General features: G+C 40.2%; 14 protein-coding genes. 6 read left to right on the top strand and 8 right to left on the bottom strand.

The annotated features are described in order from the left end of the window. The 3 genes from asnS to ACSVI6_RS04525 all read right to left on the bottom strand — a co-directional run bounded on the left by asnS (position 1) and on the right by ACSVI6_RS04525 (position 4683). Positions 1-1296, bottom strand: a complete 1296-nt coding sequence (gene asnS, locus ACSVI6_RS04515) for an asparagine--tRNA ligase (RefSeq protein WP_491716285.1) — start codon at positions 1294-1296, stop codon at positions 1-3. Positions 1297-1328: 32 nt separating this feature from the next. Further along, a complete protein-coding gene (locus ACSVI6_RS04520) occupies positions 1329-1829 on the bottom strand; it encodes a cell wall elongation regulator TseB-like domain-containing protein (RefSeq protein ID WP_491716286.1) in 501 nt (166 codons plus the stop codon). A gap of 64 nt (positions 1830-1893) precedes the next feature. Then, complete coding sequence (locus ACSVI6_RS04525) at positions 1894-4683, bottom strand: exonuclease domain-containing protein (RefSeq protein WP_491720538.1); 2790 nt, start codon at positions 4681-4683, stop codon at positions 1894-1896. A gap of 305 nt (positions 4684-4988) precedes the next feature. On the opposite strand from ACSVI6_RS04525, the gene mvk reads away from it, so the two are divergent. From mvk to fni, 4 genes are read left to right on the top strand one after another with little or no spacing between them, the layout of a single operon-like run. After that, positions 4989-5912 (top strand): mevalonate kinase, encoded by a 924-nt coding sequence (gene mvk / locus ACSVI6_RS04530; protein ID WP_491716288.1) that lies wholly within the window; start codon positions 4989-4991, stop codon positions 5910-5912. 11 nt (positions 5913-5923) lie between these two features. Further along, a complete protein-coding gene (gene mvaD / locus ACSVI6_RS04535) occupies positions 5924-6907 on the top strand; it encodes a diphosphomevalonate decarboxylase (RefSeq protein WP_491720539.1) in 984 nt (327 codons plus the stop codon). Positions 6908-6924: 17 nt separating this feature from the next. After that, on the top strand, positions 6925-8031 hold the full coding sequence (locus ACSVI6_RS04540) for a phosphomevalonate kinase (RefSeq protein WP_491720540.1): 1107 nt from the start codon (positions 6925-6927) through the stop codon (positions 8029-8031). After that, the gene (gene fni / locus ACSVI6_RS04545; RefSeq protein WP_491720541.1) at positions 8006-9052 is read left to right on the top strand and encodes a type 2 isopentenyl-diphosphate Delta-isomerase; all 1047 of its coding nucleotides are present in this window, start codon (positions 8006-8008) and stop codon (positions 9050-9052) included. The genes ACSVI6_RS04540 and fni overlap by 26 nt, the downstream gene beginning before the upstream one ends. A gap of 72 nt (positions 9053-9124) precedes the next feature. Here the strand turns inward: fni and ACSVI6_RS04550 are convergent, their stop codons facing one another. Then, positions 9125-10477: an RsmB/NOP family class I SAM-dependent RNA methyltransferase gene (locus ACSVI6_RS04550; RefSeq protein ID WP_491720542.1), complete on the bottom strand. Its 1353-nt coding sequence runs from the start codon at positions 10475-10477 to the stop codon at positions 9125-9127. Between the two features lie 89 nt (positions 10478-10566). On the opposite strand from ACSVI6_RS04550, the gene ACSVI6_RS04555 reads away from it, so the two are divergent. After that, entirely contained in the window at positions 10567-11385 is an 819-nt protein-coding gene (locus tag ACSVI6_RS04555) for a Cof-type HAD-IIB family hydrolase (RefSeq protein ID WP_491720543.1), read from the top strand. Here ACSVI6_RS04555 and glpK read toward each other — a convergent pair. Beyond that, positions 11378-12889 (bottom strand): glycerol kinase GlpK, encoded by a 1512-nt coding sequence (gene glpK / locus ACSVI6_RS04560; protein ID WP_491720544.1) that lies wholly within the window; start codon positions 12887-12889, stop codon positions 11378-11380. The two genes, ACSVI6_RS04555 and glpK, sit on opposite strands and share 8 nt — an antisense overlap. A 167-nt stretch (positions 12890-13056) precedes the next feature. On the opposite strand from glpK, the gene ACSVI6_RS04565 reads away from it, so the two are divergent. Next, entirely contained in the window at positions 13057-14487 is a 1431-nt protein-coding gene (locus ACSVI6_RS04565) for a C69 family dipeptidase (protein WP_491720545.1), read from the top strand. Positions 14488-14543: 56 nt separating this feature from the next. Here ACSVI6_RS04565 and rplS read toward each other — a convergent pair whose 3' ends face one another. From rplS to rimM, 3 genes are all read right to left on the bottom strand, one after another. Then, entirely contained in the window at positions 14544-14903 is a 360-nt protein-coding gene (gene rplS / locus ACSVI6_RS04570) for a 50S ribosomal protein L19 (protein ID WP_491716296.1), read from the bottom strand. Positions 14904-15024: 121 nt separating this feature from the next. Continuing rightward, complete coding sequence (gene trmD / locus ACSVI6_RS04575; protein WP_491716297.1) at positions 15025-15789, bottom strand: tRNA (guanosine(37)-N1)-methyltransferase TrmD; 765 nt, start codon at positions 15787-15789, stop codon at positions 15025-15027. Next, positions 15789-16304 carry a ribosome maturation factor RimM gene (gene rimM / locus ACSVI6_RS04580; RefSeq protein ID WP_491720130.1) on the bottom strand — a complete coding sequence of 172 codons (516 nt, stop codon included), beginning with the start codon at positions 16302-16304 and terminating at the stop codon, positions 15789-15791. The genes trmD and rimM overlap by 1 nt, the downstream gene beginning before the upstream one ends. Between the last annotated feature and the right edge of the window lie 4 nt (positions 16305-16308).

Raw genomic sequence — 16308 nt, forward strand, 5'->3', positions numbered from 1 at the left:
TTATGGCTTAAGACGGTTCAATAGTCTTGGGAACGGAATCGTTTCACGAACATGATCCTCAAGGGTCAACCAAGTTAAGATTCTTTCTAACCCCAGTCCGAAACCAGAATGAGGAACACTACCATACTTTCTTAAGTCCAGATACCATGAATATTCATTTGGATCTAAACCAGCTGCTTTAATTCGATCAAGCAAGTATTTATAGTCAGTAGCTCTTTCAGAACCTCCAATAATTTCACCATACCCCTCTGGTGCTAATAAATCTGCACAAATAACTACGTCATCACGAGTTGGGTGTGGTTTCATGTAGAATGGCTTAAGCGACTTAGGATAGTTCAAGACAAAGACTGGGCGGTCAAAATGATCAGCTAAGTAAGTTTCTTCTGGAGATCCAAAGTCATCCCCCCACTTAGTATCAAAATCAGCCTTTTGAAGGAGTTCGACTGCTTCATCGTAACTGATTCGTGGGTATGGCACCCTTGTGTAACGCTTAAGCGTTTCAATATCCCGATCTAAAATCGATAATTCGTATTGACAATTATCAATTACGCTTTGAACTAGATATGCAATATAACGTTCTTGAATATCCAAGCTTTCTTCTTGATGCATGAACGCCATTTCGGGTTCGATCATCCAAAACTCAGTCAAATGACGCCTCGTCTTTGATTTTTCAGCACGAAAAGTAGGGCCAAATGAATATACTTTCCCAAATGCTTCGGCACCTGCTTCTTCGTACAATTGGCCACTTTGGGACAGATAGGCGTTGGTATCAAAGTAATCAATGTGGAACAACTCGGTCGTCCCCTCAGGAGCACTACCAGTTAAGATCGGTGCATCGAACTTTACGAAGCCTTCCTTCCCAAAGAATTCGTAAGTTGCCCGAATCACTTGGTCTCTAATTCTAAGGACCGCAAATGGGCGCTTGGAGCGAAGCCATAAGTGCCGATGGTCTAACAAGAATTCAATCCCATGTTCCTTAGGCGTAATTGGATAATCTTCGGTCTCAGAAATCACTTCAATGTCTTCAATTTCCATTTCATAACCAAATTTAGAACGTTCATCCTTATGAATGATTCCAATTACGTACATACTAGTTTCTTGTCTTAACTTTTTGGCTTCTTCGAACAATTCTTCGGAAACGTTTTTCTTGAGCACGACCCCTTGGAAAAATGCCGTTCCATCCCGTAATTGTAGGAAAGCGATCTTCCCACTAGAACGCTTATTAGTTAACCACACCCCAATTTTAACTTTTTCATCAACGTGGTTTTGAGCGTCGATAATATTAATCTGTTGCATTTAAAACTCCTCCGTCCTTTGTAATTAATAATCTATACGTTTGTAATCGTTTGAATTGCTCGACCATTAGAATAATTCAAAGTGTAATAGCATAGCTTATTAGATTGGTTTAAATAACTAACGATCCAAACCGGTTTATTATTAAATAGCGATGGTGCAGCATTCAGGATTTTTTTAACTTTATCAGCTGATTTGACCTGATTAATTGCATCGGTTTGATTGATCCCCTGACTAGCATTTAAAACCGTTGTACTACCGTTATCCTTGCTAATAATAACATAAAGATTTGAATTATGGTTATTAGTTCCTTGAACTGTATAATAAGTCCGGTTCAACTCGGACGTGTAAAACTTATCCACATTTTGAATTCCTGCTTTTTTAGCAATCGTAATTGACTGCCCTTTCGCTCGGCTAAGTGGTCTTTGAGCCCGAAAAAGTAGGATACAAAAGATGATAATCAATAGCGCAACCACACCATAGGTAATTTTTCTGACCTTTCGACGGTGCTGCTGGCGTAAAAATTCTCTTTGCATGGCGAACTTCCTTTTTACATTGACATTAACAATAACATTATATCAAATCCAAAATAAAATTGATTTATTTTTTAATAAAATTTTTAAAGAAATTAGCAATCGTAAATATTAAGTGATCAGCCGAAATCAACGTGGTTTTAAATTGCCCGTTAATGCTTTTTAAAATCGTTTTGCCAAATGGTTTCTTAACGATACGCGAATCTAAGATGCCAACGAATTGATTGGGGACGCTTAACGCAAGCATCCGATTTAATTGTAAAACCGCATTCGGTAGCAAGAATTGATTGAAAGGATCATTATGATTCTTGGCAATTTGATTTAATATAAAATGATTCCGTTGCGAATCATCTTGAATCAATGGTAAATCAGCAATTAAAATCGAATCGAACTGCTCAACGATTAACTGGCTAACTTTTAAGGTCTCCATTGTCCCCAGCACCGTTAATTGCCCATCATTTAAAATATTTTTAATCAACTTAGCTTGATTGCCGCTAATTTGCTCCGCCATCACGTTAAAGCGTTCATTAACGTGATGTTCAGTTAGTGCAAAATAAACCTGTCTTAACAATTGATGCGAGCTAAATATTAGATAGTTCTTCTTGGGACCATCGGTAAGTAACTTCATAACTATCTTGACATAGTAATCAACGTTTGCGTACTCATAATTACTAGCTAATAGTGGTGAGTCTTCGATAATCGTTATCGGATTTGGATGCACTGAATTATTAATTTGAATTAACCGTTTATTCCTTACAACCATCCCCAGCTTCTTGAACATGAAGTCAACGATTCGTTCATCAACGCTCAAATTATCAACTAACAATACTGGCGGAAAGTACTTATATAATCGTTCAGCTAGGTCATTTTCAGGTGATAATAGTTCCTCAGTAAAAAAAGCATTGTTAATATCATGAACTTGATTAGCATATACCGATATCAATAGTTGCTCACTACGTTCCCTTAGCTGGTGACAAAAATCATGATACTTTTTAATTTCACGAGTCATTTCTAAAACAAGGGCTTGAAAATGATCGATTACAGACTGTTGGGCGATCGAATACCCGCGTTTCGGTCCATTAATAATTCGGTTCGCATTTTCAAAACAGGCCTTCCAAGCAATTTTAATGTTGTTCAAACGTTGCTTTTCAAAATTATATTCATCACGTAGTTTTCCACTGTCCAAGATGCCCCGTAAATGATTATCATTGCCATTAACAAATTCACGACCTAAAAAACGAGTTGAGAGTCGTTTTTGAATTGCAGCTAACGTATCGTTCATTAAATTCAAGTCACTACTAATGTGTTTGAGTGATTTTTTGAACTGCTTTTGATCACCAATGATTTCATTAATGCATAATGAGTGGGTATTATTGATCGTCCCCTGCATCTTTCTGATCAAAACGTTGATATGATTTAAGTTGAGTGTCACTTTATTGGCGTTTAAAACGCTATTGTTCAACTCTAAAGCATTGTCGATCACTAACAAAGGTTTTTGATTTTGCTGGCTAATCTGTTTGGCATGGCGCAATAAATAGTCATGGGTCGTTATTATTAAGTTCGAGTATTTATTATGGTTTCTTGCTCGTCTTAAAAAGTCAATCCGATAAAATGGCTGACTGGGGCGAATCGACTTGATGCCTTGATGATTGATCTCATTTACGAACGGTGAATCCTTGATCGAAATCAACTCATTTAAATCCCCAGTCGTGGTCATCGTTAGCCACACTAACAACTGGGCCTTCATGAACTGAAATTGAGTCGATTGATCGGCGACCCTTAAGTTCACAAAGAATCGATTCAGATCAATATAATTATTAGCTGACTTTAAAATTGAATAACTGACCTCAAACGGGGCTAACTGCTTGATTACAGGAATCGTCTTATTTATAAAGTCAATTTCACTCTCCTGGCCTCCCAAACTGATAATGATCTTTTGGTTATGGTTATGACTAATATAAGTCAATGGTAACCCATACCCAAACTTCTTGCCGATGCCCTTGTTAGTTGCCACAAACAGATTATCAGAAGGACTTTTACTATAGTTATCATATATTAAGTTCATCAACTTAACTTGCTCTGGAATGAATTTGATTTGATGATCAAATTCCCCTAATTTTTGATGCGCATTAAAGGGAAATGTGTATTGGTGGTTATCATTATGCTTATGATAACGATTAAATTTACGGACGACCAGACCATGTTTTTCCATTAAATAATCAGGGAGGACCCGTTTACTATGCACCTGTGATTGATAAATCGATTGAATTAAATTTCCAGTATGCAACGGTAATTGCAAATTCAAACCTAAAATTGACTTTAACGTTTGAATCGGCAAGGTCCGCAACCGTTCAACCAATACTAAAAAAAGGTGCGCAGTTGCAATAGCATCACTACTGGCAGCGTGGGGATGGTCATGGACGATATTAAAGTAACTGGTCAGATCACGAAGCCGATAACTAGGGACCATGGGCAACAAGATCTGACTTAAGGTCACTGTATCCACCGCTTTAATATTAAGTTTAGCGTGGCCGACCCTTTCAAATTCATGATTTAAAAATGGAAAATCAAAATTAACGTTATGGGCCACAAAAACAGTGCCAGACAATAATTTATAAATCTTATCCGCTAATTCCGCAAACGTAGGTGCAGATTTAATTTCAGAATTAGTAATTCCAGTCAGTTTAGTAATTCTGGTTGGCACCCTTGTTTCTGAATTAACATCCGTAGAATATACTCGAATGATTTTATTATTTTGCACGAGTGTACAACTGAATTGAATAATACGGTTGTCCTCATGGGTACTATTCCCAGTAGTCTCTAAATCAACCACCGAAAATACAGTGTTAGAATTCATCAAATTCACCAATCTTATTCGCTCAAATTTTAAACTAATATCATGATACTACATTTAAGAGATTTATTCTAAATTTAAAGAACCAATTCGAGCATGCCCAAAATTCGTTCACTATCGTATCAGACATCGCGATATTGCGATTAAATAATCTAGACCAATCTAATTCAGAATGCCTTGAACGATAGTCAAAGTCACGTTCCCTAGGATTGAAAATATTAAAAAATCAGTAACTATAAATATCTAGGCTTCATTAAAATTAATTTTATGATACTATAAATACTGATTTTAGAAAGCGAGCGATAAAATTGAAAAATGAAGCGATCGGAAAAAGTCATGCTAAAATTATTTTGATCGGTGAACACAGTGTGGTCTATGGCCACCCTGCAATCGCCTTTCCCATTGATAGCATTCCAATGACGGTAACGACAAAAACGATCCCGAACGGAATTAGAATCAATAGTGAATTTTATAAGGGGAGCTTAAAAGAAGCCCCCATTAATCTTTTGGGCATCAAACGATTGATCGAAGCGATCTGTCGTAAATTAGCAAAACAACCAGTTAACATCCAAATCAATTTCACGAGTGAAATCCCTTCTGAAAGAGGGATGGGTTCATCAGCTGCCGTTTCAATCGCACTGATCAAGAGCCTCTACAATTACTTTGAAGCGCCGTTGAACAAACAAGAAATGTTCGAACTAAGTGACATCGAAGAAACCATCACCCACGGTAACCCTAGTGGCATTGATACCGCCACGGTGAGTTCGGAATCGCCGGTCTGGTTCATTCATAAACAACAACCAGACTCGATCGAAATGAACTTGAATGGGTATATGGTAATTGCTGACAGTGGGATTCGTGGTCAAACCGACGTAGCGGTTAATTCGGTCCGCCAAATCGTCAATCAGGATCAAAGAGCTAAAGAAGCGATCGGCAACCTTGGTCAATTGACCGAGCAGACAAAAATCGCCCTCCAACACGATGATATCAAGCAACTGGGCCATCTACTCAATCAAGCTCAGTCTCAACTAGATTATTTAGGCATCAACATCCCTAAGACCGAACGCTTGATTCAAGTCGCCACCGCAAGTGGTTCTTTGGGCACCAAATTGACCGGGAGTGGCCTAGGTGGTTGTATCATTGCCCTATCGGATAACCATGCCTCCGCTTTAAAAATTGCCAATGCATTATCAAACGCGGGCGCCGTTAGTACCTGGATCGAAACCTTTTAGGAGTGAACATTATGCAGGAGCAATTCACATGGGCACGGGCTCATACCAACATTGCATTAGTTAAATACTGGGGCAAGCTCGATGAGAAGTTGATCATCCCCCAAAATAGCAGTCTTTCGTTGACCCTGGATCATTTCTATACCGATACAGGAGTCTGGTTTACGAATCAGATCACCGATGATCAATTTTTTATCGATGATGTCAAACAACCAGTCGATACCAAGGTCAAGACCTGCCTAGACGTAATCAGGACCATGGCTAAAATCGATACGCGGGCCATCGTTAGATCATATAACCACGTACCCAACTCAGCTGGATTGGCATCTTCGGCATCGGCATTTGCGGCCCTTGCCACTGCTGCTTGCCATGCGGCGGGACTCAAATTATCAAAAAAACAGCTGTCAATGATCGCAAGAAGGGGCTCTGGATCAGCAACGCGTTCCATCTTTGGCGGCTTTGTAGAATGGCATGGTGGCAATTCGAATGAAACATCGTATGCCATCGATGTCAACCCACCATCTCCCATGGACATTAAAATGATCACCGTCGTCTTGAACCGTCAGCCCAAAAAGATCAGTAGCCGTACGGGGATGAAGGCATCAGTTGAGACCTCACCATACTACCCCGCCTGGAAAAAACAGGCCGCAAGTGATTTGAAAGCCATCAAAGTGGCAATTCAAAATAATGATTTTGCAACCCTCGGCCACATCGCAGAAACCAATGCAATGCGCATGCACGCCTTAACACTTAGCGCCGACCCTAGTTTCAATTATTTCAATGCAGATAGCTTAAGTGCGATCGATTTAGTTCAATCGTTACGAACGAGCGGTATTGATTGTTATTTTACAATGGACGCCGGCCCTAACGTTAAGGTGCTATGTCAATCTAAAGATGAAGCGTTGATCATTAATAAACTCAGAACCATTTTTAATGCGGATGATATCGTCGTATGTAACCCTGGTCCTGGTGTTACAATTATTAAGGACCCACGCTAAAGAAGGGAAATGATTTTTTGATAACCGTTAAAGCACCCGGCAAATTATATATCGCAGGCGAATACGCAATTGTTGAGCCAGGCAACCCTGCAATTTTAATTGCGGTGGATCAATTTATTGAAGTGCAAGCTAATTTTCAAGAATCAATTAGTTCTGCTTGGTCAGACCAAAGTCCCACTAGTGAATTAAAATGGCACCGAGCAAATCCAGCGATTCGTTTTAATGAATTCGACCAAGGGTTCAGCTACGTCGCTTCCGCAATTAAAACAACCGAAGAATATTTACAGCAAAATCATTATGTAATTAGAGATTATCACCTTGCTATCCATAGTGCATTGAATAGTCAAAATGGCCGTAAATACGGATTGGGATCCTCTGCTGCGGTCACGGTCGCAGTTGTAAAAGCAATCTGTAAACTAGCGAATTGTAATGCGAGTTCGATGACCATCTTCAAACTCGCAGCCATTGCCCATTTAAAAGTACAAGGCAATGGTTCATTAGGTGACGTTGCGGCTAGCGTTTATCAAGGCTGGATCGCATATCATTCATTTGATCGTAAGTGGCTATTGAACGTTTTAGAAACCCATTCCATTACAGCAGTCGTGAAAATGCATTGGCCACACTTAAGTATCGAACGCCTAATGCCCCCTGCTGATCTAGAAATCATGATTGGTTGGACCGGCACCCCTGCTTCTACTGCCCACCTATTAGGCCGAGTGACCCACCAAAAGGTTGATCAATCAGATTTTTATCAACACTTTTTAGCAGCTAGCCATAAATGCGTTGATAAAATGATCAATGGATTTCAAAATAATGATTTAGCGTTGATCAAAGAACAGATCAAAGTCAACCGTAGTTTATTAGCCGCATTAACCGCCCATACTGGGGTTATGATCGAAACTTCTAAGCTGACGCAATTATGCAATATTGTAGAGCAATTCGGTGGTGCTGCTAAATCATCTGGAGCTGGCGGTGGTGACTGTGGTATTGCCATCATTGATCGTTCAACTGACATTCATAAAATCATTGAGCAATGGGAACACTGCCATATTGATAAATTAAACCTGCACGTTAGTTATCATCGACAGGAGGAAGCTAATGATCAGCCGTCATTCACATCGTAAGAACGAACACGTTTCACTAGCGGAAAAATTTTTTCAAACAAATGCCAACGCTGGGTTTGATCAAGTCCGTTTCATTCATCACAGTCTTCCTGAGATCGGTATTGATCAAGTGGATCCTGCTACCACCCTTTTTAATGGCCAGATCCAACTAAAGTGGCCATTTTACATTGAGGCAATGACTGGTGGCAGCGATGAGACCGGCAAATTGAATCAACAACTAGCTCAAATCGCTAATCAGACTGATCTGGCAATGGCTAGCGGTTCTGCTAGTGTTGCCCTTAAGGACAAAAAGACCCATCCTAGCTTCACTACGCTTCGTGAAAACATGCCAAATGGCATCGTATTTGCTAACATTGGCGCCGGACATTCACTAGCCGATGCCGATCAAGTGATCCAATTACTCGGTGCGGATGCTTTAGAAGTCCACCTTAATGTCACCCAAGAGATGATTATGCCCGAAGGCGATCGTGATTTTAACTGGCAAGCAGAACTGACTAACATCGTTCAAAACGCTAGCAAGCCGATCATCATAAAGGAAGTGGGCTTTGGGATGGATCAAGAAACGATCAAGACCCTAGTTGAGCAAGTCGGCGCTCGGGCCATCAACATTAGCGGACGCGGTGGAACTAACTTCGCTTTAATTGAAAATTTTCGGCGTAAACACAAAGATTTGGCATTCTTATCTGAATGGGGCCAAACAACTGTCGAATCGCTGCTGGAATCCCAAGCTTACATCCATCAAGTAGACATCATTGCCTCAGGTGGAATTCGTAACCCATTAGACATCGCTAAAGCGATTGCATTGGGCGCTGATGCTGTTGGCGTGGCCGGTGCGATTTTACACCAGTTGATTCAAAACGGTCCTGAAAAAACGGTAACTATGATTCAAGAATGGCAAACAGGATTAATAACGATTATGACAATGCTAGGGTGTCGCACGATTGCCGATTTACAATCAAAAAAATTATTACTTTCATCAGAATTAATGAATTATATCACCCAACGACAAATTAAATACTAAAAAACGAGCTGCTGTTCATTATGGACAGTAGCTCGTTTTAATTTAATCCTACTTAATATAATTATCGTCAATCTATTTAACCAAAAACCGTAATCCCTTGGGGAAAAAGTTCTTAATCGTCCCATTGACGTTCTTACCAAATGCGACTGCTTGATCATCACAGATCAATTGATACCATCCCTTAGTAATAACAGCGTCATTAGCAACCTTGATCGTATCGCCGTGAACATAATCGCCCCATTTTGCATGGTCAATTACCACCGTTTTTTGCATGTCCCGCGGTTGAATCGCTAGGGCCAACGCATAGCTAGGTTCAAACCGTTTCTTTTTGAACGTTCCTAATAATAAGCCTGGCCGCATTACCTTTAACCCCTTTAAAATAGGCGTTTCAGCATTTAACGTGTACAATTGATCGCCAAAACAAATTAAATCTGTTTTGGGAAAAGTCTTGATATTGGATTTCACAAATGCGGACCAAAGTTGTTTTTGTTCAGCGGTTAAATTGCCCCGTTCATACTTGATCTTACTAGGTTCTTTCAGCCCCTTTGTCAATCGCAACTTAGCAATAAAGTGGCCTTCACCCTTAAAGAGATGTGGGAACAGTCGGACCGCCTTTGCAATTTCTGGATTGCCATCTGCCCATTGCGGTTTTGCATCGACCATTCCATCGTATTTCTTAATTGCAACCATTTCAAATGGATATTCAGCAAGGAGCCAAGCAATAATTTGCTCATCTTCTTCTGGTGCAAAGGTACAGGTAGAATAAATTAACTCACCACCTGGCTTAAGCATCTGAATTGCATCGGTTAAAATATCACGTTGCCGAACTGCACATTCACTAGGATAATCGCGATTCCAATAATTAATGGCATCTGGATCCTTATGAAACATCCCCTCCCCAGAACAAGGAGCATCGACTACAACTTGATCGAAATAAGCAGGAAAGTGCTTCCGCAACGTTTGTGGGTCTTCATTTAAGATCATTGTATTTTGCGCCCCAAAACGCTCTAAATTTTCCACTAAAATCTTAGCTCGTTTATAATTAATTTCGTTGGAAACCAATAAACCAGTGTTGTCCAAAAAACTAGCTAAATGCGTTGATTTCCCACCAGGAGCAGCACAAAGATCCAATACCTTCATCCCATGCTTTGGGGCGGCCACTTCCCCTACATACATTGCACTGGGTTCTTGACTATAAACAGCTCCACTTTGATGATCAACCGATTTTCCATTGACCTTCCCATAATAGCCCCATTTACAATACGGAACTGGATCAACTAATTCCTCTTCTTTAGGCCGATGTTGTTTAAGCGGATTGATTCGAAATGCGTGGTGGACAGGTTGTTCAAAGCTTTGAAAAAAAGCCTTGGCCTGATTCCCTAATAATTGTTCATATTTTAATTTAAATTGTTCAGGCAATTGCAAAACAATAACGCCTCCTTGCTTAATAATTGACAAACTAATGAATAATAAGTGATAATTTGTTTAAAAAATAATTGTATAGGATGAAAAAGATGAACCGAAAACTAATTGCCCTTGATTTAGATGGCACCACATTAAATAATAATTCAGAAGTTACTGATTCCACCGTTCAGGCCGTTCAAAAAGTAATTAAAATGGGCCACATTGTAAGTATTGTCACTGGCCGCTCAACAAGATTAGCCTTGCCCGCATATCGCAAATTAAACCTTAAGACCCCTATGATTAACTTTAACGGGAGTTTAGGCATCGTTCCTGATTATGCCTGGAGTGGTGAATACGAATTCTCCGTTGATCGTCATATCGTTTTAGATCTATTAGCCCATAAAGAAGAACTTGGCATCAATATTATCGTTGCAGAAGATCAAAATTCGATGTTAGCTAGTCGTCCCGCAAGCGATGAACTCTTTAAGGTCTCATGTGGATTCTTTCCAAATCATGTTGAGGCTGATCAGATCTTGAATAAAAATAATCTCACTGTTAATCCCGTTGACATGGCAATTGATTATGATGTTACAAAGTTACCTCAATTAGAAGCATTCATTGCCGATCACTACGGCAACCAAGTTGAAATCGCTCACTGGGGCGGACCACTTTCCATCTTTGAAATCAAACGCAGTGGCGTTGATAAGGGATATGGCATCAACCACCTTGCTAAATGCTTTAACATTGATAGCCGTGATATTATCGCAATTGGCGATCAAGTAAACGACTTACCACTACTCAGGGCTGCTGGTACTAAGGTCGCCATGAAAAACGCGGTGGATTCCGTCAAGTCGATTTCTGACGTTATCACAGAATACAGTAACGAACAAAATGGTGTCGCTAGATACCTTTCCTCAACATTTAATTAGTCCTTGGTGTGTCCCCGAATAACTGGGCAGCTTGAACAGCACGTTGCCAGCCTTGATAGCATTTATCACGAGTTATCTGATCCATTTTCGGCTGAAAAGCAGTGAACTTTCCAACAGTCATCTTAATTTCATCAATATCATGCCAGTAATTAACGCATAATCCAGCTAAATATGCCACCCCGAGTGCTGTGGTTTCAGAAATTGAGGACCGTTGAATCGGAATATCTAAAATGTCAGCTTGAAATTGCATGAGGTAATCATTATTGGCAGCCCCACCATCGACCCGCAACGCCTTTAGCTTCAGCTGGGTATCAGCAGCCATCGTATTAATGACATCCTTAGTTTGATATGCTAATGAATCAAGCGTGGCCCGTACAAACTGCTCACGACTTGTCCCCCGCGTTAGTCCAAACACTGCGCCACGGGTATTTTGGTTCCAGTATGGAGCACCTAGCCCCGTAAAGGCTGGGACCACGTACACTCCATTATCCGCTGCTGATTCAGCCATTTGCTCGGTTTCAGAAGCATGCTGAATGATGCGCATCCCATCTCGCAACCACTGAATCGCAGAACCTGCCACAAAAATACTTCCCTCCAGGGCGTAATTGACCTTACCGTCAACTCCATAGGCGATCGTGGTTAGCAACCCCTTATCAGAAATGGTGGGCTTAAGCCCCGTATTCATAACAATGAACGCTCCCGTCCCGTATGTATTCTTAACCATTCCTGGTTCTAACGCTAATTGGCCAAATAATGCGGCTTGCTGGTCACCAGCAATTCCAGTAATCGGTACTTGAACCCCCGAAAAAGTGAAATTAGAGGTGTATCCAAAATTGTGTGAAGATGGTTGCACCGTTGGAAGCAATGACGATGGGATGTCAAGTAACCGTAAAATTTCGGAATCCCATTTTAAATCATGGATATTGAATAGCATCGTCCGACTGGCATTGGAGTAATCAGTTGCATGAACATGCCCACTGGTCAATTTCCAAAGCAACCAAGTATCAATGGTTCCAAAGTATAAATCCCCATTTTCAGCCCGTTTTCGAACTCCTGCAACGTTATCCAAGATCCACTTAATTTTCGTAGCTGAGAAGTAGGAATCGATCACTAATCCCGTTTTCTGGTGAATTAAGTCCGTATAACCCGCCTTTTTTAATTCATCCGCAATTTGACTGGTTTGTTTTGATTGCCAAACGATTGCATTATAAACTGGTTTGCCAGTCCGCCGATCCCAAATCACAGTTGTTTCGCGTTGGTTCGTAATGCCAATCCCTTGAATTTTATAGGGCGGAATTTCCGCTGAAATCAAGGCCTCTGAGATAACGGTCTGAACAGCACTCCAGATTTCATTGGCATTGTGTTCGACCCATCCCGGCTTTGGAAAATACTGTTTAAATTCTCGCTGGGCCTTTTGTAAAATATGACCATGGTGATCAAAAATGATTGCCCGTACGCTAGTGGTCCCAGCATCAATCGACATGATATATTGTTGATTCTTCAATCCAATTACTCCATTCGTAAAATCTTTAATATGTCATATTATACCATGATTTCATTACGGTTCTTTGATATTGAGCAATCATTAAAATTTATAAAAAATGAGAATCAATTTAAATGTGCTATAATTATTAACCAAATGAAATTGACAAATAGAAAGGATCTTGTAGCATGAATTCAATTCCATATTATTCAGCATGTACCAGTATTTTAATCGGTAAAAAAGCTAGTATTGATGGTTCGATCATGATTGGTCGCAATGAAGATGCCAAATCATCTTGGCCTAAACATTTAAAAATTTTTGAACGGAAGCATTTCTCTACCCCTCAACAATTTGAATCCGGTGATAATGGTTTTAAGATGCCACTCCCAACCACCCGTTACCAATATGAATCCACTCCCGAATGGACGGATAAGTACGGACTGTTTGAAGAAGACGGTTTCAATGAATATGGCGTTGCGATGAGTGCGACCGAAAGTACCTACGCCAACGCTACCGTCCTTGGCTATGACCCGCTTGAAAAAGATGGTATCAGTGAAGAGGCAATGATTACCGTGGTTTTACCATATGTGAAGACTGCACGCCAAGGGGTTAATCGATTAGGAACGATCGTTGAAAAGTATGGGACTAGTGAAAGCAATGGAATCTTATTTGCAGATAGTGATGAAGCATGGTATATGGAAACAGGCTCTGGGCATCACTGGGTCGCAATTAAAATTCCAGATGATTGTTACGCAGTGATCTCAAATCAAATGGCTATTCAGACGATTAACTTTGCTGATTCTGAAAACTTCATGTGGTCAAAGGGCATTCAACAATTTGTTGATAATAACCACCTCAATCCAGATATAAATGGCCAATTCAATTTTAGAAACATCTTCGGTACCCATAGTCAATCCGATGCCCACTACAATACCCCACGTGTTTGGTATGGCCAAAAGATGTTTAATCCAGAAATTGAACAATCTCCAGAAAGCCAAACAATGCCATTGTTACGCAAACCTGCCAAAAAGTTATCGGTTGACGATGCTAAAGCCTATTTAAGTTCGCATTTCCAAGAAACCCCATTCGATCCAATTGGGAGTGGCTCTAAAGAGGATAAAACCCGTTACCGCCCAATCAGTTTAGCTAAGACGCAAGAGTCTCACATCCTTCAATTACGACCTAACCTCCCAAAGGCGATTGGTAACATTCACTGGTTAGCAATGGGGGTTGCTGCCCAAAGTACGTACGTCCCATTTATGAGTGGGATTACGAAGGTCCCCGATGAATACCTAGTGGGGGCGCAAGATTATGATGCTAAATCAGCATACTGGATATTTAAATTGGCGGGCGTATTAGTCGATCCACATTACCTAGAATTAAACGATCTATTACAAGCCACCCAAGAATCGCTCTCAATTAAATATCGCCAATTAATTAATCAAGCGGATAGCCAAGCTGTGAACCTTTCTGATTTAGAAGCGAGAACAGTGGCTACCGATATTAGTAACCAGGCTGCTAACCTCGCTTTAGATGCTTATCGCGAATTGAACAACCGCTTAATCTCAGCATCTACTGATTTTTCACCGTTAAATTATAAACAAGATTTAAATCTATAATACAAAAATAACCACCAACTAAAATGAGTTGGTGGTTATCTTGTTTAATTTTTAAATTAACGTTTGCGACGAGTTGCTGGGATTCTAGCAGACTTACCACTAAGTTCACGTAAGTAGTAAAGCTTAGCACGACGAACCCGACCTAATCTAAGCACTTCGATCTTTTCAACTCGTGGTGAGTGAAGTGGGAAAATTCTTTCCACACCCACACCACTTGAAGTCTTACGAACGGTGTAAGTAGCTTGGATACCTGCTCCACGGCGTTTGATTACAACACCAGTGAATAATTGGATTCTTTCACGGTCTCCTTCAACAACCTTAACGTGAACACGAACAGTGTCCCCTGCACGAAAATCTGGTACATCAGATTTTAATTGATCAGCATTGATCTTTTCGATTAAACTATTTTGACGCATAAATATATCTTCCTTTCAACTAGCATTCATGTCAAAGATTCTAACAGCGGAATACCGTTTTAATTGGTGTTAAATACAACAAAAATAATATTATCACAGACCGTAATGATTGTAAAGGCGATTAATCATAATCTGGGTCTGGATGTTCTTCTATTTTGACCTCAGCTAATAACCTTTTTTGTTCAGCGGTTAACTTGGCATAATCAATTAAATCTGGCCGTCTTAATAACGTCTTTCTTAACGCCTCTTTTTGCTTCCATTCAGCAATCTTTTGATGATTTCCACTAATCAATACGTCTGGAACTTTCATCCCCCTAAAATCAGCTGGTCTGGTGTATTGGGGATATTCCAATAACCCCGTTGAGAAAGAATCGCCAGGAGCAGACTCTTGATTCCCTAAAACATCTGGCAATAAGCGGGATGTGGCATCGATAATCGTCATTGCTGGCAGCTCGCCACCAGTCAGGATAAAATCACCCATTGAATATTCATCAGTAACTACGGTCTTAATGCGTTCATCGTATCCTTCATAATGGCCACAAATGAAAGTAAGATGGTCTTCTTTGGAGAGGTCTTCAGCCACTGCTTGATCAAATTGTTTGCCAGCAGGATCCATTAAAATCACTCGCCCAGTAGAATGAGCATCTTTTTTAGCAGCTGCTTGGGTCGCCGCAAATGCATCTAATACAGGTTGGGCCTGTAATAACATTCCAGCACCACCACCAAATGGATAGTCATCAACATTATGGTGTTTATTGGTGGAATAATCACGAAAATCAGTCACATGCACGTCTAAAATACCCTTTTCAATGGCTTTACCCACGATCGATTCCTTCATTGGACCATCGAACATGTGTGGAAAAATGCTAAGCACGTCAATTCTCATTATTCTAAGCCCTCCAATAAATCAATGGTTACTCGTTGTTGGTCTAAATCAACTTTTTTAATTACGTCGTTTATTTTTGGTAAAAGTAACTCTTTACCATTTTCGCGGGTAACGATCCAAACATCATTTGCTGCGGTATCCATAATATCAGTGATTTTGCCCAAATAATTATCAGCTAAGTCATACACGGCTAACCCTAAAATCTGGTGATAATAATACTCACCCTCTGCTAGGTCATCTGCTGATAATTGAGCATCAGTAATTTTAAGTGTGGATGGTTTTAAAAATTCGATATCATTGATCGAATCCAACCCCTTAAAATGCAGGATGACAAAGTTCTTTTGTGTCCGAACCTTATCGATCGTTAATTCCACTTGCTTCCCGTTTGCCAAAAATGCGGTCACTTGATTGCCGACAACAAAGCGATTTTCTGGAAAGTCGGTCGTTGAAATGACCCGTACTTCGCCACGAATTCCTTGGGTATTTACGATTTTACCAATGTTATAGTATGAAATGATA

Source organism: Nicoliella sp. ESL1106 (genome assembly GCF_058509965.1).

Bases quoted from the DNA above. Each gene is read 5' to 3' on its own strand.
- asnS (WP_491716285.1), bottom strand. From the start codon at position 1,296: ATGCAACAGATTAATATTATCGACGCTCAAAACCACGTTGATGAAAAA.
- ACSVI6_RS04520 (WP_491716286.1), bottom strand. From the start codon at position 1,829: ATGCAAAGAGAATTTTTACGCCAGCAGCACCGTCGAAAGGTCAGAAAA.
- ACSVI6_RS04525 (WP_491720538.1), bottom strand. From the start codon at position 4,683: ATGAATTCTAACACTGTATTTTCGGTGGTTGATTTAGAGACTACTGGG.
- mvaD (WP_491720539.1), top strand. From the start codon at position 5,924: ATGCAGGAGCAATTCACATGGGCACGGGCTCATACCAACATTGCATTA.
- fni (WP_491720541.1), top strand. From the start codon at position 8,006: ATGATCAGCCGTCATTCACATCGTAAGAACGAACACGTTTCACTAGCG.
- ACSVI6_RS04555 (WP_491720543.1), top strand. From the start codon at position 10,567: ATGAACCGAAAACTAATTGCCCTTGATTTAGATGGCACCACATTAAAT.
- ACSVI6_RS04565 (WP_491720545.1), top strand. From the start codon at position 13,057: ATGAATTCAATTCCATATTATTCAGCATGTACCAGTATTTTAATCGGT.
- rplS (WP_491716296.1), bottom strand. From the start codon at position 14,903: ATGCGTCAAAATAGTTTAATCGAAAAGATCAATGCTGATCAATTAAAA.
- trmD (WP_491716297.1), bottom strand. From the start codon at position 15,789: ATGAGAATTGACGTGCTTAGCATTTTTCCACACATGTTCGATGGTCCA.